Below are 21,081 nucleotides of genomic sequence, written 5' to 3'. Positions count from 1 at the left end.
TAGCTGGTTATTTGATAGCTCATCATTAAATACATTAAATAAGTTGTGTGACATAGAGACTGGATCTTCACATTTGATAGTATCGATTCCTTAGTACTGTATATCAATTATTGCGAGCCTGGAAGCTTATTTTTGTTATCGCCAGGAATAGTTTGCGATTATCTCCTGAAAGCCCCAGTGATTTCGGAGAAGCAGTTAACCAATCACCGCTGACTGTGATTTTAGACCAGCCACTAGGTACTTTGAATTGTAGCGCGTTTTGATTTGCATTCGATCGCCCTAGCAGCTCGCCATCACTAGTTCTAGCGCTAACCGTTCCAGTTAAAGGGGGACTAAAACTCCAATACTCAAGTGTTAAGTTATATTCTGCGCCATCAGTATTAAAAATTTCTAATTCAAAATTGTTATCTGTCCAGCAATGGTCTACCTCACAATCATACCAATTCTTACCATGTGAGACTAACGGTAATTCATTTGCCCGGTACAGTTGGTAATCAGCCGTTTCCGAAATCAGTTCACCTCTAGTCGTATCAAGCCTCGACGACCCAGTTGCAGAGCCCCGGGCCTTAACCAACCAATCAACTTTATTCGCATTCATCAATGTATTGTTGACCGAATTTCGCCAATACCCCCCCCTCAAAATGTCGCTACTAATTTCTGGCATCAAGACCTGCGCACCCTTGTCATGTACTAATAACGTTAAATAGTGGCCCTTAAGAAACTTTTCCGTGCTTATCCAAGCGCTATCATCTATTAGTACAGTTTCGCCGGGCATGATGTGTGAAATGATGGAGTTAATACCAAAGTCGATCCCTCTTTTGTCCATTGAACCATAAAGCTGCATTACCGCATTGGCACTGAATTGAACTGAGATAATGGTGAGACAGGTAAACATGCTAACGCCAAAAATTGTAAAAATCAGGTTAACAAATTTGGCTTCCCTGATATACTCAATTCTAAATAACTTTAACACCGCAACAGCCACAATGTAGCTCCAAGCCGGACCAATTAAGTGCACAATTTTATGTTCGCCGTATTGGTACTCTTTGGTAATAACATATAGTACTGCGATGGAAGATAACGCAATTAGGCTAAATGTAGCCGATCTTGAGTCTTTCTGAAGGAGCAGATAAATACCCCCACAAAATGTCAAGAGCGTACCTAAAACTACCGACATTAACGACACATCACCCGCCATTAACAGACCAGAAATGAAACTCCCTATCCATAGCCATGTGGCGTGATGAAGATACCAACTAAACCATTCCCCCCCTGTGGAAATATCTGAAAAAAACAAAAGGTTTTTAATCGCCTGAAAGACAGTTATATTTGCAGATAGAAAAAGAACAATGAGAATAAATGTTGCCAAAACAAGGCTCATTAATACCTTAAGCTTCGAAATAGCTAGAAGGCGCTCAAACGAAAAAATAAAAAATATAAACAGCCCTGTGTAGAAAACAGACTCAGCATAGAAATGTGCACCAATCGCAGCCCATCCAGCCATCACACCATAGCGGTAAAAAATTTGAATATCTTTGCGAAGCGCCACCGCAACGACCATTAGTAACGCCGATTCTCCCATGACTGTAGCTAAGTTACTATTTATTAAAGCGCCCACCGCACCTGTTGATAGCACTAAGACTAGGGCAAACGCGTTGCGCCAAGTCTTTGGTGTTGGCAATAACCTTACCGCAAACCAAACGATGGTAGCCCAGTAAACGAATAATAAATAAAGGCCATTTGCCGTATTCACTGGTGAGAAATACTGTAACCAACCCGCCAGTGTATAAGTACCGCCTCGGTACAGCGGACAATCATAGCCTATCCAACCTCCGCCTTCTCCACATACACCCAACCCCCATCTTTCGTTAATTACATCCCTTGCAACAAATAGGGGCGATTCCAGTGACCATAGCATACCCTGATAATATACAATTGAGTCATGATTACTGGCTTCTAAAAGCCAAAATTTATCCATATGAAACGTGAAATAAATTGCAATTATTACAATGATTTGCACTAAAAACAACGAGAAACTTTGTTTTAGAATTTCAGCTATCACGGCCATATCAACACGCCTAATATGCAGGACCGTCACAATCGCTGAAGAAGCCGCAAAAATAGGATAAAGTACATTTCCAGAAATGAATTGGTTGGCATTTAAAAAAATAAGTAAGACAATGGTCAACCCAAAAACGTAGCGTATCTCAATTGGAAAACGCTCCAACCATGATATTTTACATATATGAGATACGGAAAAGATCAGACCGTTGAATAAAATCAAGCCAATTAATGTACTAATAACAATAAATAAATTATCACTCATTGATCATGTCCTATCGTTACTTAGGGAATCGTTATACAAGCTTTTCATCCTCGACAAGCTCAACAAACTGAACCTTTTAACTCACCACGCATGTGTTCAACGCAAACACGACGATGAGTGCAGCCAGAATACCGGCCCTACAGGCGCCTTCTGTCCGTCGCCGAATGAAATAGAACTTAAAACCGCTTTGAGCTTACGATACTCAGCCTCATCTGTGTGGTTAATTTTACAACCAAGAGTTTAAGACTGCGATAAATGCACGATAGCGAGGCTTGTAACGCTCGGCGACATCAGCACGTACTGAGCACACGGTCGTAAACCTGCACTGTTTGGCGAGCGCACTTTTCCCAAGTGAACTGCCGAGCACGTGACAGTCCCTTTACAACCAGGTCTCGCCTTACGGCCTCTTCACGTGCCAATGTAACCATTGCCTCGGAAAGCGCGGGCACGCTTAATGCGTCGACAAACAAAGCTGCATCACCAGCCACTTCGGGTAATGAAGTCGCGTTCGACGTAATCACCGGTGTTTGACTTGCGAATCCCTCCAGAACAGGCAACCCAAAACCTTCAAGTAAAGACGGGAAAAGGAGCGCGGTGGCCCGTTGCATCAGGACACGCTTTGCCAGTTCACCTACATTTTGCAACCACCGGATTTCTCCATCCGAGCCATTAGCTATCAGGCGAGCGACTAAAGCATCTGCTCCCCAACCATTGCGCCCCACAATAAGCAACGGAGTTTCCTTGCGCAACGCCGGAGGCAAGGCCTCATGGGCATCTAAAATGCGTTCGATATTTTTTCGCGGCTGAAGTGTGCCTACGAATAAGAAGAAACGATCAGGCAAATTCAGATCAGCAACAATATGCTCCACTTTGTCGTCAGACAGACGTTCGAAATAACATTCGTCGACACCCAGTGGAATTACAGAAATTTTATCAGCATCAATACCAAAATAGCGAACAATTTCATATTTTGAAAACTCTGAAATTGTTACAATATGATCGGCCCAATGGCCGCTCTTACGCCACATCCAATTTTTAAGTTTTCGCGCACGTTGGCTTGTCCACTGAGGATGCGATAAGGGAATTGCATCCATCAAAGTCGCAACGACCGGGATCTGCTTGAAACGTGGCGTATAGTGGTCGGGTGAATGAAATATATCGATGGAAGAAGTCATAGACGAGGTTCCGAAGAAACTCATACCAGAAACGGCTGACCAAGAAGCCTCAAAGCGGTAGCTAGGCAAATTCTTAACTTGATAACCGTCGAGAGTAGAACTGCCACTCGAACCAAAAACCACGGGCATAAGCTGCTGAACCTCAGCGCATGATGCTAAATTTCGGTATAATTCTTTAGAATAGTAACCAATTCCATCCATGTGACTATTCTGCTGAAGCCGAAACCAAACTGTCGAACCAAAGCCAACCTTCATATCATATCATCAATCATCCAAGTCAGTGTCTCTGCTAAGGACATGTTTTTCAATCGCCCCACGCAACCAATCAGCTTGTCAGGATTACCACACAATCGGCGCACCTCGTTCGCTCGCACAAAGGCTGGATTTACCTGAACGTCCAATCTATGCCCTGTAATCTGCTCTAAAGTGGCAATCACTTGCTTCAACGTATAGGGGTGGCCTGTGCACACATTGTACACTTGCCCCGGCAGACCATTGGTAAGCAAACCTAAGTAAGCATCACAAATCATCCGGACGTCATTGAACTCACGCTCTACATGCAAATTACCCAACTCAATAATTCGGTCTCGACGGGCAAAATGGTGTACCAATTTGGGTATCAGAAATTGTTGCCCCTGCCCCACTCCTGTATAGTTGAAAGGCCTAGCGATCACCAGCGGCACACGATCTCCATACGTTAGAGCCATATGCTCCATAGCAAGTTTGCTGTTGGCATAATGGTTCACTGGGTATGGCTGCTGCGTCTCAGTTATCGGCGATGTAATACAGTTTCCATAAACATTTGCGCTACTAGCCAGCAGAACTTTTTTTGGTTTCACGGGCAAGGCTGCCAAGGCGGCTAACAAATTTAGCGTTCCCAGCACATTAACATTATAAAAAGCTATCTCATCAACGTGAGCCACAAAACTGATCGCGGCCAAATGTACCACCGCCGTGGGGCGCACTTGCGCCACCTCGTCACACACAGCACTCTTGTCAGTAAGATCGGCAGCCAGTGGCCATACTGTATGACCTAAAGACTCTGCCACTTTTCTAAAGTAGCGCCCAGTAAAACCGTTCGCGCCAGTTGCCAAAATATGCATAGACTCTTTCAATTGGCCCCCCATTGGGCAAGCAACACGCCCTCAAATATCTCCCCTGGAGCCAAAACAACTGCTTTACTCACACACACCGGCTCTACACATAAAAATTTTTGCCAATCACCTGGTGGCAAATCGGTAAAATTACGAGAACCAATTCTGCCAGGGTTCCACACCATCCACTCCCTAAAGCCTACAGCTTGCAACCTAACGGTATGGGTCCCAACATCAAATTGTAGCATTCCAGTGTTGGGATAGAGTTGTTCTATCCCAGATTCGTCAAATCTGAGGCTACCGGGCACATTACCCAAGCCTACCAGGTGGGCTTCTTGCAAGCTAGCAATACGCCAATACGGATGAAGACCGCCAGTCCAAGGCATAGGCTGCGCACCCAAATTGCTTACCCTCAGCACTATGCGCAGTTCATCTGAGACTAAAAAAGCCTCGAGCTCCAAAGATGCGTCATGAAGCCAATCAGTGGCTGAATCAACCGGTAATTCAAGTTTGTAGACCACGCCACATTGGTTAATATCTTCCCAACGCCGCAGCAGCTTCCATGTCCGATTACGAGCAAAGCCGTGCTTATCAAAACATCCATAGTTTGCAAACTGAGGGAACAACACTGGCACACCACCGCGAACCGGTTTATCGTCGGCCACTGATAGAGGTGAAGCGTAAAGCAATTCTTTTATATCACTTGTTTTTGCACTAACTATCTGCGCACCAAAAGCTAAATCCAAAATCCCCAACATTAATAGTTCCAATTAGAATGAAAAGCCGACTTGGTTTCTACGCAGATCAGCCTCCACCATCATACCGCACAGCTGCTCCAGCGTGGTCTTGGGCTCCCATCCAAGCTTCGCCTTGGCGTGCGAAGGATCACCAATCAATAATTCTACTTCAGCTGGCCGATAAAACTTCGGGTTAATGCGCATGACCGTTTTACCTGTGCCGATATCAACAGCGGTTTCTTTTTCTTCACTACCTTTGAACTCCACCTCTACGCCAACGCCCTTGAAAGCCATACGCACAAAATCACGCACGGTCTCAGTGCGGTTGGTGGCCAGCACAAATGTATCGGGCTCATCTACCTGCAGCATACGCCACATTCCCTCAACATACTCTTTTGCAAACCCCCAGTCACGCTTGGCATCAAGATTTCCTAACTCCAGACAGTCCAACTGGCCGAGCTTGATTTTGGCCACGCTATCGGTTATTTTCCGGGTAACGAACTCGCGACCCCGCAGAGGGCTCTCATGGTTGAACAAAATACCACTGGCTCCAAAGATGCCATAGCTCTCGCGATAGTTTATGGTCATCCAATGTGCATAAAGCTTGGCCACACCATAGGGGCTGCGAGGGTAAAAAGGCGTGCTCTCAATTTGAGGCACGGCCTGCACTTTACCGAACATCTCGGAGGTGCTAGCTTGATAAAAGCGGATCTTGGGATTGACCAACCGAATAGCTTCGAGCAAATTAAGGCACCCAATACCAGTAATGTGCGCGGTAGTACTTGGCTGATCAAACGACACTCCCACAAAGCTTTGGGCGGCCAAGTTATAAATTTCGTTCGGTTCTACCTTTTGAACCAAAGCGATGCTGGCACCCAAATCGGTCAGATCGTATTCGAGCAAATTCATCTCGGGGTGATTGTGAATGCCCAACTCTTCGATTCGCCAGAAGTTGACCGAACTCGTTCGCCGATATGTACCAAAAACTCGATAGCCTTTTTCGAGCAGTAATTGAGCCAAGTAAGCTCCGTCTTGACCAGTAATTCCTGTAATGATCGCTGATTTCATACCCTAATTTTTCCCTAACTAGTTCTTGTTTTGAGGTCTAAAAGTTGTGCGAATTGAGCTGCGCTCTGTTTCCAACTTAACCATGGCATATCTGAAGTACGTGGATGTTGACCTTTTTCTTCGAGGCTCATCCACTCTAACAACGATTTTGCAAGCCCATGCGGAGTTCCATCAAAATAATAGGCGAAATCTTGCGCAACTTCGCGAAAAACGGGAATATCATTTGCTATCAATGGGACCCCGTATTGGGCTGCTTCGATGAGAGGTAAGCCAAAACCTTCCGCTAAAGATCCTGCAATGACGCATTTAGCAGACTTATATAATAAGTCCAAGTCATCGTCAGTTGCATTTTTCAGCCAAAATAGCCTGTTATTTAGTTCTGGGTGTGATTCAATACGACCCACCAACTCGGACACATTCCAACCTTCTTTTCCGACAATAACATATGCCACATTCGTATCTGCTAACCATAACGCGTCAAAAGCATCAAGAATAAGAGCATGATTCTTGCGTGGCTCAAGCGTACCAACACTCATAAAATACCCAGAGTTGAGAAGATCCTTTGGCACAGTTGTGTCAGATATACTATCACTTTTTTGGAAATTGGGAAAATCTGCACCAAGATGGAAGTAATTGATATCTGCGCATGAGCTGTGCCCCCCCAAAACTTCGTCGCTATAGAAATCCAGTTCATCCGCAACTGTTTTCGATATACAAATAACCCTATCAAAATCTAAAACTCTTCTTACCCAGCTTTCAAATAATGGTGCAAAATGAGGGTGTTCTGACCAAAATTCTGGAAACTTTATGGGAATTAAATCGTATAAGACTCCGACAAGGTGCACCCCAATGGCCTGGTAACGACTTAGGCAATTTAAGGTCTCATTCGAAAATTCTAAGTCAAGATTTAAACTTATAAAAATGTCTCCAGCTTGAGGCGAAATAACTTCTCTATCCTGAATGTCATGTGAAGCGTTAGTTATATCATTCACGAAAGTAATCGATTTGAAATAAGATTTTTTATTTAGCTCAGGACGCTCCAGTGCAAATGACGTAACAAAGATGATATCGTATACTGGTTCGATAACCTGCTCTAGGTTAGTAGCCAGTGATTTTACAACGCGCTGGATGCCTGTTTTCGCATCTACGAATTCAAGATTAGCAATATCGATATATATTTTTTTTCTGTCATATTTTTGCGGAAAATTATCTGCAGTGTTTTTTGCCAACTCAATTAACATCTGCTCAGAAACGATTGCATTATTTAATTTTTGTTCAAATGCGTCTATTAAATCATCCAAAGAAAATGCACTACGATCATAATTTGACACTGATCCAATTTTTTCAAGTGCATCCAAAGTTTTCAAAGAAACCTGATCCCAATTAAATAATTCAATCATTTTTTTTGCATGGCTGGCGAACTTAGTCCGCCATTTGCTATCGGTGAGAGCGAATTGTAAGGTGGCTGAAATATCGTTGGTTGAATATGGATTGAATGTTGCCTCTTTAAGACCAATAACTTCAGGCAGACTAGATAAATTACTGCAAATACACACGGCTCCACAGGCCATAGCCTCTAATGTAGGCAGGCCGAAGCCCTCATGTGTGCTCGCCAAAATGTGTATTGCACAGCTACTATACAGTGCAGCGAGTTCAATATCATTTACATGCCCTAAAAAGCGGAAATCTTCGTTTGTCAATCCACAATCAGAAGCAGTTTTCAGCAACATTTCTTGTTCAAATGGCGGGATGTCACCAGAAAAAACTAGAGAATATTTTTGACGTAATTTAGTCTCCATTTTGCTGTACGATATGATAATACTATTGAGGTTTTTACGAACATCAGCCCCACCACAATAAAAAATGAATTCACGCTCGATTTTAAATTTATTAATAATTGAATTTTTTGTTTCTATATTTAAGTTTGAGTTAAAGGTCGTCTGATCATAGCCACAGCCAATATTTTCCAAATGACCTTCGTAGCCTTTTAAAATTTCTCTGACTTCTTCAGTGGATGACTGTGAAATTGTGAGCAAAGCGCTAGCTTTTTGCAAATCATCAAGTTTGTCATTATAAAAATCTAATAACTTCGTATTCGAGCCAATGTAATGTTCTTTTTGGAGATATGGAATAAAATCATACGAGATTATGGCAGTTGGGAAATCACCAATGGCAGTAACACAGTTATTGCTAAAACCTTCGAAAAATGTTGTTATCAATACCACATCAGGCTGCAGTGAACTAATAAAAGCCAAATATGTATCTTGTGCTAATTGGTAGTTAAGTTTGTTTTCATCATCATTCAGATGCGTGACTCCGGTTGGAAACCAAGTTCGACATTTGATTTTTGCCGCAAAGATTTTATATCTCTCTTTTAACTTCTTCGCACTCTCTTGATATTGCCCGTTGAACACCAATATATATTCGTGCTTGTTATCAGTGCTTAACATGTGATCTATCAAGTTAACTACATACCGACCAATTCCCCTTCTCGAGCTTTCCGATTGCGCGCCTTGCATGTCAATTAAAATTTTCATCTCAGCTTACTTCCTGCAAAGTTTATTAAAAATTTCGGTCGCATACGGTGACAACATTTTTCTTGTTATTTTTGCATCGGAAAGATTTAATGATGGTAAGTTACTAAGATCGCGCATTCCAAATAGACTTGATTTGATTTTTTTTTCAAAGTATGGAAAATTTCGCAGTAAAACTTTAATGTTTGCGACAATCTTTGGGTACCGTAATAAAAATAAAATAAAGTATTTCAGGAGTTTAAAACAGCGCCGTTTGATAATGGCTGGGAATGCCTTTAATTTGCGAGAAATCCACCTCAAAGGAGAAGTAAGCCGCCAGGAGTTACTCGCTTCTAATTCAGCAATCCTTTTCGAAAGTTCAATAGAGCGATTATAGTAAACATGGTTCGTATAACTTAGATGTTTAAAGTTGTTTGAAAGTTCAAATAACTCCTGTTCCGCAATCTCTGCGCGATTGGCTTCCTCTTTTGCGCGATTGGCTTCCTCTTTTGCGCGATGGGCATCCTCCTCGATCTTAACAATCTGATATTGTTTTACGTCATCCAATATGCTTACAGGATATTTAAAACATTGCCCCAATTCTGCGCGTTCATTTGCAATATAAAATCTATTCAGGCCATCCGCGTAAACTAGTCTGTATCGGTTATTTATTAAGATGTATTCCCATTGTGAATGAGTTTCCACCTGTCTATCAGGAAGCATTGCTTCCAAGACGATTATCCAGGGCCTGAAAATGTTCAAATCCAGTCCCTGAAGGACTCTCTTTTCAAAACCTTCAACATCGATCTTTAAAAAGTGTATTGGCTGGTCTGCGATGAGCACTTCAGACAAAATACTATTGAGTGTCCGACATGGAACTGATATTTTTTGATACATTTCCCGCGGAAAATCAGAAAGTGCTAGGTAGTTCTCATCGGAGGTCGACCTTCCAGAGTTTCCATCGTCTATAATATGGATTATAGAATCGGGTTTATTTTCATTCGAAACTATACAGGATATATTTATGTCGTTGTTTCGTTCTTTTACCAGAGCGGAAAAGGCTTCTGGGGATGGTTCGATATTTATACCGTTCCAATTTTTATCGTAGAAAATCTTTGTTACGTTATCCTCAATGGGCCAACTCGCTCCGACATCAATATAAAATCCATTTTCGACATCTTTTAGTGCACGATATAAAATATAGTCTTCATAATTTTGAGCATAGGATATGAATGTCATTTTCTTTTCCTTTTTATCAAAATATTTGGTTCATTCCAGGAACATCCCTCAAATAAATTTTTGCTTATATTAATGACACTGAAAACAAGAGCTAAGTCTCGCCATTCATAATTAATATCTAAGTGCGTGTTACTATTCGTGAGTGCCGTTTGAACCGAATAAGTCCCCACACCAAAATTTGCGGCAAACGAAATTACAAACTGATATTCGTCACCAGGAATTGAATCGCTAATAACTTGTTTTGTATGCCATGTGTTTGTTCCATACATTACTTGACCGAGCCTGTCCTTTATACCATAGCCAAGCACCAAGCATTTAATCGCACCGTATACTTTAATCTTTATTCGTAATTCGACATCCTCGCCAACACCGACGCATTCAACCACCTCACCTTTACTATTGTGCAAGCTTATTGCATGAACCCTAGCTTCTCCAGTACCAGAACTAGTACGTTTTTTACCATCATCGAGCTGTGTCACCTCGATTGTACTGTTTTCCTTTTCTGCAATAAGTGCATTGTAAAAATCGAAAACTTCCTCAGGGTTACCATCTTTAATTATTGTACCTTTTTCCAATAAAATGGCTCGATCACAAAGAGTCTGAATAGCGCTGCGATCATGAGAAACTATGAGCAAAGATGTTCCAAGTTCCCGAAACTCTCGAATTCTGGCGAAGCTCTTGTGTTGAAAATAAGCATCTCCCACAGATAATGCCTCGTCAACAATGAGGATCTCAGGTCGCCAAGCAGTCGCAACAGCGAAGGCTACACGCACCTGCATCCCACTTGAATAGGTTCGGACAGGTTCGTCAAAATATTCGCCAATTTCTGCAAAGTCCTCTATTTGCGGCATAGCAAGTTCAATCTGACGTAACGAAAAACCCATTAAGCCAGCAGAGTTAATCACATTCTGACGTCCTGTCAGCTCAGGATTAAAACCCATACCCAATTCGAGGATGGAAGATATTCGACCATTAACATTGATCTTGCCCTCCGTCTGCTGCAAGGTTCCGGTTATCAACTTCAACAAAGTACTTTTTCCTGCACCGTTTTGACCCACGATACCAATTGCAGCACCTTGCTGAACGTCGAAACTAATATTTCGTAAAACCCAGACTTCTTCGGCGGGCTTAAATTTAAAACCAAACCAACCGGCAATACGGTAAAACTCGCTCGAGTACGATCTAAAGGCTTTACCCAGCTTGCTAACACTCAGTACACTCACAACACATCCACCATATCTTCGCTAGAACGGCGAAATAGAAGTAAAGCCAGAGTCAGCAATAAAATAGATAAAATACCAAGTACAGCTAGACCGCCCGCCGGAGGCAACTGCCCGTACACGATCACGTCGTGATAAGCATGTACGAAATGATATAGCGGATTGGCGCTCAGCAAATGCCGGAAAGCTTCAGGGATAATGCTTTCAGGATATACAATTGGTGTAAACCAAAACAACATCTGTAGACTTATAGGTACTACTTGAGCCACATCACGGATAAAGACATTCAAAACACCTAGAACAAGTCCGATTCCCAACGAAAAAGCGGCAAGCAGCATGGTTAGCGGCACCAAACAGAAAAGTACCAATTTAAAAGCATGTCCAAGAACCAGAAAAATGGCAACCATACAAATGAATAGAAGCAGATTGTTTAGGATGTTGCTCCCAAGTACAATCACAGGGAGTGTTATCCGAGGGAAACTCATCTTCTTCATCAAATTACCGTTTTCTATGAACAAATTAAGGCATTTACCAACAATTTCAGAAAAAAGAGTCCAAGACAAAAGACCTGCCATCAAATATATTGCATACGCATATTTGTTGTCGATGCCCGGCAATTTTGTCGCTAGTACATTTGACAAAATTAATGCGTAGATTGCTACTTGAGCAAGTGGATTTATTATAAGCCAAAACCCACCAAGTTTGCTGCTCACAAAACGGTTGACTAACTCATTGCGGACAGAATTGAAAATAAATCCACGATATTGCCATAAATTCTTTAGCATATATATTTTCCTAAATTAATCATGACACGGTTTTGACTTATTGACGACCGTAAATATCTTCCAAGCGCACAATATCATCTTCACCGAGGTAATCGCCGACTTGAACTTCAATTAGAACCATCTCCTCTTCACCCCAATTAGTAAGCCTATGCCTCGCACCGAGCGGAATATATTTATGTTCACCAGGACCAAGGTCAAATTCCACTCCATCAACTTCGACAGTCGCTTTCCCCTTCACAACGGTCCAATGTTCGGCTCTGTGGTGATGATACTGAAGACTGAGACGCTGACCAGGAGAGACAGTTATCCTCTTCACCTGATATCCGGGTTCCTCCTTCTTCAGCGACGTATATGTGCCCCAAGGGCGCTGCACAGTCTGTGGCAGTATGGCTGTCTGGCCTACCAAAGAATTCGGATCTTTTTGCGCGACTAAACCAACTATTTCTTTTATTTTCTGGCTCGATTTTTTTTCACATATGAGTATGGCATCTGGCGTATGCACAATCGCTAAATTCTCAATACCAATGGTCGCGACGACAGCTTTTGCACCCTGCGTTTCTACATGCAGATGCGTATTTTTCGTGTCGATGGATAGCCATTCAATCGGCTGATTTGAATTTGTCGTGTTACCATTGCTGTCAGGCGTGTGCGCTTCAGAAATAGAGTTCCAAGTACCCACATCGCTCCAGCCAAATCTCGCTGGCACAACCATCACAGCATCTGAACGCTCCATAACTGCGTAGTCTACGCTTATGTCGGGTACATTCAAAAAATTTGTCTGATTTATTCGCAACACATTCGCTCGGCCACGATTGCCGCCGTCTTGTGATGCCGATTTAAATGCGAGCTCAGCTGCATCATAGACTTCTGGACTGCATTTTTTAAGCTCGGAAAGAAAAGTGCCAGCAGAAAAACAAAACATGCCACTATTCCAGTAATATTGCCCAGAGGACAGATATTCCAACGCTTCGAACTCATTTGGTTTTTCAGTGAATTTCAAAACTTTTTGAGGGCGATTATCTTTGTTTTCAACTTTTATATACCCATAACCCGTTTCTGGGGATGTTGGCACGATCCCAAAAACTACGATCTCTCCCTTTTCTGCTTGGTGTTTAGCCTCAATCACGTCTGACGTGAATGCAGGCGTATTTGGTATCAAATGGTCGGCAGAGAGAACGAGCATTATTGTATCTCCGCCGTGCTGTTCCATTACACTAAATGCCGCCAGTGCAATCGCGGGTGCAGTATTACGACCCTCTGGCTCAAGAATGTATGATGGCTTACAGCACATTTTAGCTTTTTCACAGAGGAAGAAATGATCCTGATTACAGACAACGATGTGGTCACTGGCACCGCATGCGACACCTCTTGAGATTGCCTGTTCAAAAAGTGTACTTCCTCCAATTTTCATAAATGGCTTTGGCATAGACTTACGGGAAACTGGCCACAATCGCGAACCAGATCCACCGGCTAAAACTACCGAAACAAGCTTCATATTAATACCTCATTACTATTTTCTATCGCCTTCATGGTATCTTCGTTTAATGTCAAGGCAGGTCTTATTTTAAAACCTTAGCCCTTGATATATCTGATTGTATGTTTTGCACATCTGCGATGCAGTAAATAGTTTTTGATACCTGGCAACTGCGTTTTTGCCAAATCTTTCACAATCTTTATCACTGGCTGCGAGCAGCCGCATTGCGTTTACAAGATGTGGTACATTTTTAGGGGTTATGACATATCCTGTCTGATTTTGGAGATTAACAAAACTAGTTCCAGTTCCAATCTCGCATGAAATCATGGGGCGACCCGCGCGCGCAGCTTCTAATAGGGCAACGCCAAAGGCCTCTGATCGAAGGTGGGAAGGGAAAACGAATGCGCGACAAAGAGATAATAGACATTCCTTGTCGTCATCGGAAACTTCGCCAACATATTTAACATTTTTCGGTAAATTTATTTCAGGTAGCGAGCCACGCCCTGCTATAACAACTGGAAGCCCCGTTTCGCGCGCGGCATCAATAAGAAATGATAGTCCCTTGTAGTAACGCAGAGACCCCACGAAGAGAAAAAAACCCGTTCCGACGCGGGATTGCCACTTCTCAAAGTTTTCTGAATTAGGCATCGTACGATCTGGCAATCCGATTGGTATAACTGAAACTTTATCCTTGAATTTCATAAGGTTTTTACTCGACAGACTGTAGTTCGGAGAAGTCGATACTATTTTATTGACACTCCCCAAGAATAACGCCTCGATTGGAGAATAAAGTTTGCGTAAAAATTTTTGTTTAACAATATCTGAATGATATGTTATCAAGCTTGGTTTTTTTCGACCAAACACAAGATGGAGGACGTCACCCACAGGCCATGGGTAGTGATAGTGAATGATATCATATTTATCTATCAGTTTTCTAAATTTAAAAAATACATCCAAAGACAGACTAGCTGACGCCAACGTGACGTCTCGTCGTGCGTAATGAACCAAGTGATTTCCGAACCTGATAGAATTTCTTGGCGGGACATTAGTTAAACACAGAACCTCGCTTTCTACACCAAAGTCGCCCATGCCTTCACATAGATCCCAGATCACTCGCGGAATGCCTGTAAAGTCATCTGGCAGATAGACTTGATATACGTGCAGGATCCTCATTTTAAAGTTGATCACCCAAATTCATTCGTGATTAAGCATACTTGAAATTTTTGTAACTCGACTTTTTATGACGTCCGCACCGCCCCGGCTCTCGACGTTAAGGCGCACCAAAGGTTCGGTATTTGACTTCCTTAAGTTAAAGCGCCAATCTTTGAACGATAGACTTACTCCGTCCATGGCATCTACTGTCGCATCTGCCTTGTAACAATCCAAGACCCGCGCGATTGCCATATCCGCATCGGGAACGGTAAAATTAATTTCACCACTAGACGGAAATTTTTCAAACCGGTCAGTGACCCACTCACTAAGTGTTTTGTCCGAGCTCGAAATCAGTTCCGCGATAAGAACCCAAGGGATCATACCGCTATCGCAATAGGCGAAATCCCGAAAATAGTGATGGGCGGACATCTCGCCACCATAGATGGCACGTTCATTTCTCATTGCTTGCTTAATAAAGGCGTGCCCCGTCTTGGACTGAACCGGCTGGCCACCGAGTGATCCCACGATATCGATTGTATTCCATATGACGCGAGGGTCATGGACAATCTTGGCACCCGGCTCTTTCTTCAGGAACATAGCCGCCAACAAGCCCACAACATATTCACCCGGTACAAATTTACCTTCATCATCAAAAAAGAAACAGCGGTCGAAATCACCATCAAATGCAACGCCAAAATCCGCATAGTGCAACCGCACGACATCGCCGGTTGCGGCATGATTTTCAGGGAGAAGTGGGTTGGGGATGCCATTGGGAAAGGTTGCATCGGGGTCATGATGAACTCGGATAAATTCTAGAGGCGCCCCCAAGTGAGTAAGGCGATCGGCTATGGCGTCGAAGGTCGGACCGGCAGCGCCATTTCCCGAGTTTATAACGATGCGCAGCGGTTTGAGCTGCCCAACATCTACAAACTCAAGCACCCTTCCAACAAACTTTTCACGCGCATCACGGGAAATATCTCGGATCTCCCCACGCGAACCCACGTCACTCCAACTCTGTTCACTGGCAATTTTTCGAATAAGCTGAAAATCTGCGACGTCATCCAGCGGTCGGGAGCCGGATTTAACGATTTTCATACCATTATAGTTAATGGGGTTGTGCGAGGCAGTCACCTCAATGCCCGCACATGCTTCAAATTCCGTAACGGCCCAATACATCTCCTCGGTGCCACAGAGGCCTAGGCTCAAGACGTCACCCCCAGCTTCGCACACCCCACGCGCCACTGCTCCCGCAAAGTCTGGAGATGTCTCGCGCGCATCAAACCCAACAACGACACGCTTCGCCTTAAAATGCTGGGCAACGGCTCGACCAATCCGATATGCAATGTCCTGGTCAATATTTACGCCAATTTCGCCTCGAATATCATAGGCCTTGAAACAAGAGAGTAGATTAGTCGTCATTACGCACCGTCAAATTGATTAAATTTCCGCAAATGCCCGATAACACCGGCTAGCGATCCACAGGCAGAGAAGACCTGGCGCCATCCAGACCCGCCTCGCGCTCCAATGCCGCAATCTCGAGCCTCAGAGCCTCATATTCCGCAGCCTTCCGCTCCAGGAATCGCAGCGTCAGAACGGCCTTCTCGCGAATGCCTCGCGGCGTCAGGACGTAGGCATATTGCCCCTTACGCGGATTGTTCTTGAAATTCTCCAGCTTCACGAAACCCTTTTCAACCAGAGCCGTGACACAGTAGTAGGCCGCGCCCGTCGAGATCCCCACTTCCTTGGCGATTTCGCGGGTGGTCAGCTCAGGGTTTTGGGCCACGAGGCGCATCACCTGAAACTGCGCCTCCTCGCGGCGCGCCTCTCTCAGGCTTGCCACTTTATACCACCGCCACGGCTACCGCACTGGAGCCCGCGAGGGTCCAGGGGCGGAGATGGCTGACATGTGGCGCGGTGCGTTTCATGCGTTCACTTTTGAATAAACCACTCGCCCCCTTCGCAGCAAACAAAAAATGTCTCACAGAGAGACATTTACGAAAATTTTCACGCAACACAAATTGTTGATAAAAAATAATTTTTTGGAAATTTGGCAGACATTATGACTGTTTTGTAACAATACAAATCCCAAACCTATACAGATGCGCCATTGTACCACGTCTTCACGGCACGCCATTTTGCTCAAAGATGAACCCCCGGAGGGATGACATGGAAGACGCGAATTGGTATCTCCTCCAACTCAAACCAAATGCACACAAGACCGCCGTGAGAAACCTCAAGCGACAGAGCTTCGACACGTTTCTGCCACTCATGAAGGTGACACAACGGCGAGGCACACGCTTCATCGACAGCAGTCGTCCACTGTTTCCGGGTTATATGTTTGTCAAAGTTGCGGAGGGCCATACCCCCTGGCGATCCCTGAATGCGACACTTGGTGTCGCGCGCTTGGTCTACATTGGCGCAAAACCCCGTCCCCTGCCCGCCGCCCTGATGACAGAACTCCGAGGCGCATGTGACGAGGACGGCCTTTTAGCGCCACAAACCCTTAAACCCGGAGATTTGGTTCAAATAAAAACCGGACCCTTCTCAAATTTTATAGCAACGGTCGAGGAACTTACCTCCACAGACCGCATTAAACTGCTGCTGGAGATCATGGGGCAGGAGAGCAGGCTCGCCGTTGCCGCCCACCACGTGACACGGGTCTGAGGCTCAGTCCGACAGGCGATAGAGACCCGACCGCTCTGACCCGACACGAACCAGGCGCCTGAGTTCGACCAACCCCGAAAGCGCCCGAAAATAGGTCGCGCGAGGCACGCCCGCAGTCAATTCATGTGTCTGCAGCCTTGCGAGTGAGACCTCGCAACTCTCCTCAGCAATCAGGCGGCAGGCGTACAACATGTCGCGCTGGACCTCGGTGAGATCACTCAGGCGCAAGTCCTGCTCCATCGACTTAAGAAGCGATCGTAATTTAGCGGCAGAACTGAGAGACATGGCCTACCTTTTTGAATTGGGCTGGATTAAATTTTTAACAGACCTCACCCCTCCTCAGCAAGCGCCAAATTGAGCTTGGGTATGGACAGACAAGTCTCATTGCGATATCTAAAATTCTATTACAAGCACTGCCCTTTCGGGCAAATTTTTGAAGTCTCATCCCACCCAGGTCCGTGAGTGAATTGCCTGGGTGGGATTTTTATTTGTCACACGATTAGTCTGATGACATAGCGTGGCCCTAACACTGGCTTAGAGACCCCCTAATGTCGCAGCAGCACTCTTCCGATCGCCGTCTGTTAACCGCCCTTCAGGAGATGGGACTGGTCATGGGCGTCTACGTCGCTAGTTTTGCCGTGGTCGAATTCCTCTTCAAACCGGCACAGGACATGGCGCTTGAGCTGACACTTGTCGGAAGCCTCCTCTACCTTCCCCATGGCGTGCGCGTTTTGGCGACCTGGCTGTTTCACGCAAAGTCGATCCTCCCCCTGACCTTAGCGGAAATTTTCTGCACCCTCTACCTGTGGTCGCCAGATTTTGAGTTGGAGTACCTCATCCTAGCCTCCCTCATCGGAGGTGCGAGCTGCTTCATTGCCTATGAACTCTTCAAACTTTCTGGGATTGATCTCGACTTCTCGACCCTCTCGCGCCCGAACTGGAAGGCGCTCATACTCGTCGCTGCCCTCGGATCAGTCATCAGCTCCTACGGGCACGCCTTCGCCTATGCCGCCTCCTTCAATCCCCAACTCGTCTTGGTTGAAACTCTTACGTTTCTAGTGGGTGACGTGCTCGGAACACTGGCCCTGATTTTCCTAGCCCTTGCCGCGCACATCGGTCTGCGCAAGGTCGACTTGTAGTAAAGAGCCTAAAAGCATGGCAATTTCAGGGGTAGGGTATTCCTTACCAAGTGCTTCACGTACTGCCCTCCCATCGGCCGGAGTAGGCACTGCACTCAAAATCCCTACTTGAGACTTCCCATTACTATAATGGCTACCCACAGGTCTTGGCGCGCTCGGCCCCAAAACTCCCCAAGCGCAATTCAATGGACAACTCAGTCGTCGCATCGAGACCCGTCGTTGCATTCTGAACGCGCGTGACACCGGCCAGAAACTCTACACATTCATTGCTATATTCAAGCCCAACCCCAAGCCGGTTGGTCGTGTCGAAGTCATCTGAGTGGACGGCGTATAGGTCTCCACCCCAGTCCATACGCCTACGGATTTCCGCATCTACTTGGTCATATCGCTCGAGATCCCGATCATATCGCCCACTGATCGACGCGCGCCAGACCGATCCATCATCGTAATTCAACGACCCCATCGCAAATGAATCATCGGTTGCTAGCGCATTGAACGTCGTACCTATCGAAGCATTCAGATGCGAGGTCAGTGGCGCCGCAATATCAAGCGACCAACGCTCCACAGCCAGGGCATTTGCAAATGCCGGATCTACATCCTGCCTTAGATAGGCCCCCGACACCGTGAACCGCTCAATTGGCACAGAAAATGAGGCCGCGTCATAGATGCGATCGGCATCTTGATTAAACTTGGAGGTCAGCGCGTAGGTCAGACCGCTTCCCTCCCTCCCAAGGTCGAAGGAGTAGATGCGGCTGTCGTCAAGCGTCACATCACTCGACGACAGGACAAAGTCCTGGTTGATGCCGGCACCAAAATAAGCGCCACCGACGAAACGGTATCGATAGGTGAGATCGGCCTCCACTGTCGTGACATCATACGCCACGTTCTGGTCTCGATTAAGACGCCGAAAGCGATCGAGGTTCGAGTAATTATATGGATCGAGGAGATCAATGGTCGACCCGTCGACGGTCGGCAAGCTCAAACCGCCAGACTTAAAGGTCATAAATTGCAGGCTCGGCACCAAGGAGGCCACGCCCCAGTCAGACCCCTCAAATGCAATGGGCCGCGCCAATTTGGTGGCCGCAAGATAAGCCGCACCAGACTGTGTGGCATCCCAAGATACGTCATCATAAACGCGGTAGCCGTCGAGAAATACCCCAACATCCGAGTATAGCTTCAGATGATCACCGACATCCCGACTGTCGCGCCACGAGAGATTGACTGAGCCTCGCGCGATATCGACCTGACGCGCATTCGTGGACCCAAAGTCATTGGCATCAACTTGACCAACAACACTCAAACGCACTGTCCCCGGAAGCTCGCCAAAATTCAATTCCCGCATCCACTGCGAGTTCACCACTCGGTTAGGGCCGTCATAGAGATACGCCGGATCGCGGAGCGGCGTAAAACCAGCATAACTGAATTCGATGACTTCACCGTCACGGTGACGCGAAATCGTCACATTATCTCGGAGCCGGTCATCTTCGAAGATGATTTCGTCTCCCCGAAATGTCTTACGGTCACGCGCAAAGAAATCGTATGTGCCGATGTATGTCCGGTCGCTTGCGGTCTGCGACTGAAACTTGAGATCGATACCGCTCTCAAACAGAAAATGGCCATTTGTGAAAAGGAACGCCCTCAAGCCGTCGTCAGTCAGTTCATCTGAACTGACCGCGCCATTTAACTCAATGTAGCCATTGTGAAAAAACTGCCTATATCGACCCTCGACCGTCTGTGACGCGCTGCCGCCAATGGCAATGTTTGGGGCAACTGTCACATCGGCATAATCCCCAAGGGTTTTAAAATATGGCAGACCAATCCTGCTCCCGAGCCTCGAATTCACCGTCAATGTTGGGGGAAGGAAGCCATCGGCACGCGTGACCGAGGGGTCAGGCATTCTCAGCCACGGCGTATAGGCTACCGGAATATCCCGAATTCTGAGCTGAGCGTGCCGGTATGTGACAGTCTTGGTCTCCTCATCGTGTACCGCCGCCTCGGCCCTCACTTCCCATATGGGGATATCGGACCCGGAACAAATCCGGCACGAAGACGCGCGGACGCGGCTAAATTCGGTCAATCGGCCACCACTCCGGGTGACCTGCTGCGCCGCGACCTGGAGGTTCTCCTCAATAACCTGACGCACCGCGTAAATCACACCCTCGGCAAGATCTGGGGAGAGTTCGGCAAATTCACCGTAGGTGACGGAGGTGCCGCTCGCGTCGGACAAGACAAACGGACCATCGATGCTAAACCTATCCCCACCCTGGTCATAGGTCACACTCGGCGCCGTCAGTTTCGCGCCATCGAAATATACTTCCACGTTGCCGGTTGCTGTAAAAACCTGCCGCTCCGGATCCACCGTTAAGCTGTCGGAAATGAGGAGCGGTGCGGACTGAGGTGACGCCGCCTGAGACAAAAGGGACAGCCACAGCGCCGCAGAAAATATCCGAAGAAAAGATGTTCGCGATACCATGCGCCTTACCCGCTCCCATTCT

The 21,081-nt window shown here is 45.8% G+C and carries 17 protein-coding genes; 2 read left to right on the top strand and 15 right to left on the bottom strand.

The window, feature by feature from the left end:
- Positions 1-103 precede the first annotated feature (103 nt).
- The 13 genes from BSK21_RS15510 to BSK21_RS15450 all read right to left on the bottom strand — a co-directional run bounded on the left by BSK21_RS15510 (position 104) and on the right by BSK21_RS15450 (position 16,623).
- A complete protein-coding gene (locus tag BSK21_RS15510) occupies positions 104-2,326 on the bottom strand; it encodes a hypothetical protein (RefSeq protein ID WP_067546773.1) in 2,223 nt (740 codons plus the stop codon).
- A gap of 290 nt (positions 2,327-2,616) precedes the next feature.
- A complete protein-coding gene (locus tag BSK21_RS15505) occupies positions 2,617-3,702 on the bottom strand; it encodes a glycosyltransferase family 1 protein (protein ID WP_197498084.1) in 1,086 nt (361 codons plus the stop codon).
- Positions 3,703-3,752: 50 nt separating this feature from the next.
- Entirely contained in the window at positions 3,753-4,604 is an 852-nt protein-coding gene (locus BSK21_RS15500) for a GDP-mannose 4,6-dehydratase (protein ID WP_067547085.1), read from the bottom strand.
- Positions 4,605-4,612: 8 nt separating this feature from the next.
- Complete coding sequence (locus BSK21_RS15495) at positions 4,613-5,365, bottom strand: hypothetical protein (protein WP_198039387.1); 753 nt, start codon at positions 5,363-5,365, stop codon at positions 4,613-4,615.
- Positions 5,366-6,400, bottom strand: a complete 1,035-nt coding sequence (gmd, locus tag BSK21_RS15490) for a GDP-mannose 4,6-dehydratase (protein ID WP_067546782.1) — start codon at positions 6,398-6,400, stop codon at positions 5,366-5,368.
- Between the two features lie 14 nt (positions 6,401-6,414).
- Positions 6,415-8,937: a glycosyltransferase family 1 protein gene (locus BSK21_RS15485; RefSeq protein ID WP_067546785.1), complete on the bottom strand. Its 2,523-nt coding sequence runs from the start codon at positions 8,935-8,937 to the stop codon at positions 6,415-6,417.
- A 6-nt stretch (positions 8,938-8,943) separates the two neighbouring features.
- Positions 8,944-10,152 (bottom strand): FkbM family methyltransferase, encoded by a 1,209-nt coding sequence (locus tag BSK21_RS15480; protein WP_074039084.1) that lies wholly within the window; start codon positions 10,150-10,152, stop codon positions 8,944-8,946.
- Positions 10,149-11,375, bottom strand: a complete 1,227-nt coding sequence (locus BSK21_RS15475) for an ABC transporter ATP-binding protein (RefSeq protein WP_067546792.1) — start codon at positions 11,373-11,375, stop codon at positions 10,149-10,151. Before BSK21_RS15475 ends, BSK21_RS15480 begins: the two co-directional genes overlap by 4 nt.
- Positions 11,372-12,157, bottom strand: a complete 786-nt coding sequence (locus BSK21_RS15470) for an ABC transporter permease (protein WP_067546795.1) — start codon at positions 12,155-12,157, stop codon at positions 11,372-11,374. Before BSK21_RS15470 ends, BSK21_RS15475 begins: the two co-directional genes overlap by 4 nt.
- Before the next feature lie 37 nt (positions 12,158-12,194).
- Entirely contained in the window at positions 12,195-13,652 is a 1,458-nt protein-coding gene (locus BSK21_RS15465; protein ID WP_067546798.1) for a mannose-1-phosphate guanylyltransferase/mannose-6-phosphate isomerase, read from the bottom strand.
- Positions 13,653-13,721: 69 nt separating this feature from the next.
- Complete coding sequence (locus BSK21_RS15460; protein ID WP_197498088.1) at positions 13,722-14,819, bottom strand: glycosyltransferase; 1,098 nt, start codon at positions 14,817-14,819, stop codon at positions 13,722-13,724.
- A gap of 6 nt (positions 14,820-14,825) precedes the next feature.
- The gene (locus tag BSK21_RS15455) at positions 14,826-16,202 is read right to left on the bottom strand and encodes a phosphomannomutase/phosphoglucomutase (RefSeq protein ID WP_067546801.1); all 1,377 of its coding nucleotides are present in this window, start codon (positions 16,200-16,202) and stop codon (positions 14,826-14,828) included.
- 49 nt (positions 16,203-16,251) lie between these two features.
- The gene (locus BSK21_RS15450; RefSeq protein WP_074039083.1) at positions 16,252-16,623 is read right to left on the bottom strand and encodes a MarR family EPS-associated transcriptional regulator; all 372 of its coding nucleotides are present in this window, start codon (positions 16,621-16,623) and stop codon (positions 16,252-16,254) included.
- Positions 16,624-16,949: 326 nt separating this feature from the next.
- Between BSK21_RS15450 and BSK21_RS15445 the strand changes: the two genes are divergently transcribed.
- Complete coding sequence (locus BSK21_RS15445) at positions 16,950-17,447, top strand: transcription termination/antitermination protein NusG (protein ID WP_156529519.1); 498 nt, start codon at positions 16,950-16,952, stop codon at positions 17,445-17,447.
- 3 nt (positions 17,448-17,450) lie between these two features.
- On the opposite strand, the gene BSK21_RS15440 is transcribed toward BSK21_RS15445, so the two are convergent.
- A complete protein-coding gene (locus BSK21_RS15440) occupies positions 17,451-17,732 on the bottom strand; it encodes a hypothetical protein (RefSeq protein ID WP_067546810.1) in 282 nt (93 codons plus the stop codon).
- A gap of 263 nt (positions 17,733-17,995) precedes the next feature.
- Between BSK21_RS15440 and BSK21_RS15435 the strand changes: the two genes are divergently transcribed.
- Positions 17,996-18,586: a hypothetical protein gene (locus BSK21_RS15435; protein WP_067546812.1), complete on the top strand. Its 591-nt coding sequence runs from the start codon at positions 17,996-17,998 to the stop codon at positions 18,584-18,586.
- Between the two features lie 133 nt (positions 18,587-18,719).
- On the opposite strand, the gene BSK21_RS15430 is transcribed toward BSK21_RS15435, so the two are convergent.
- Positions 18,720-21,059, bottom strand: coding sequence for an LPS-assembly protein LptD (locus BSK21_RS15430; RefSeq protein WP_074039082.1), 2,340 nt, complete (start codon positions 21,057-21,059; stop codon positions 18,720-18,722).
- Positions 21,060-21,081 lie beyond the last annotated feature (22 nt).

This window comes from Marivivens sp. JLT3646, from assembly GCF_001908835.1.
Classification (GTDB): Bacteria; Pseudomonadota; Alphaproteobacteria; order Rhodobacterales; family Rhodobacteraceae; genus Marivivens; species Marivivens geojensis.
This window is presented reverse-complemented; position numbering and strand designations above follow the sequence as displayed.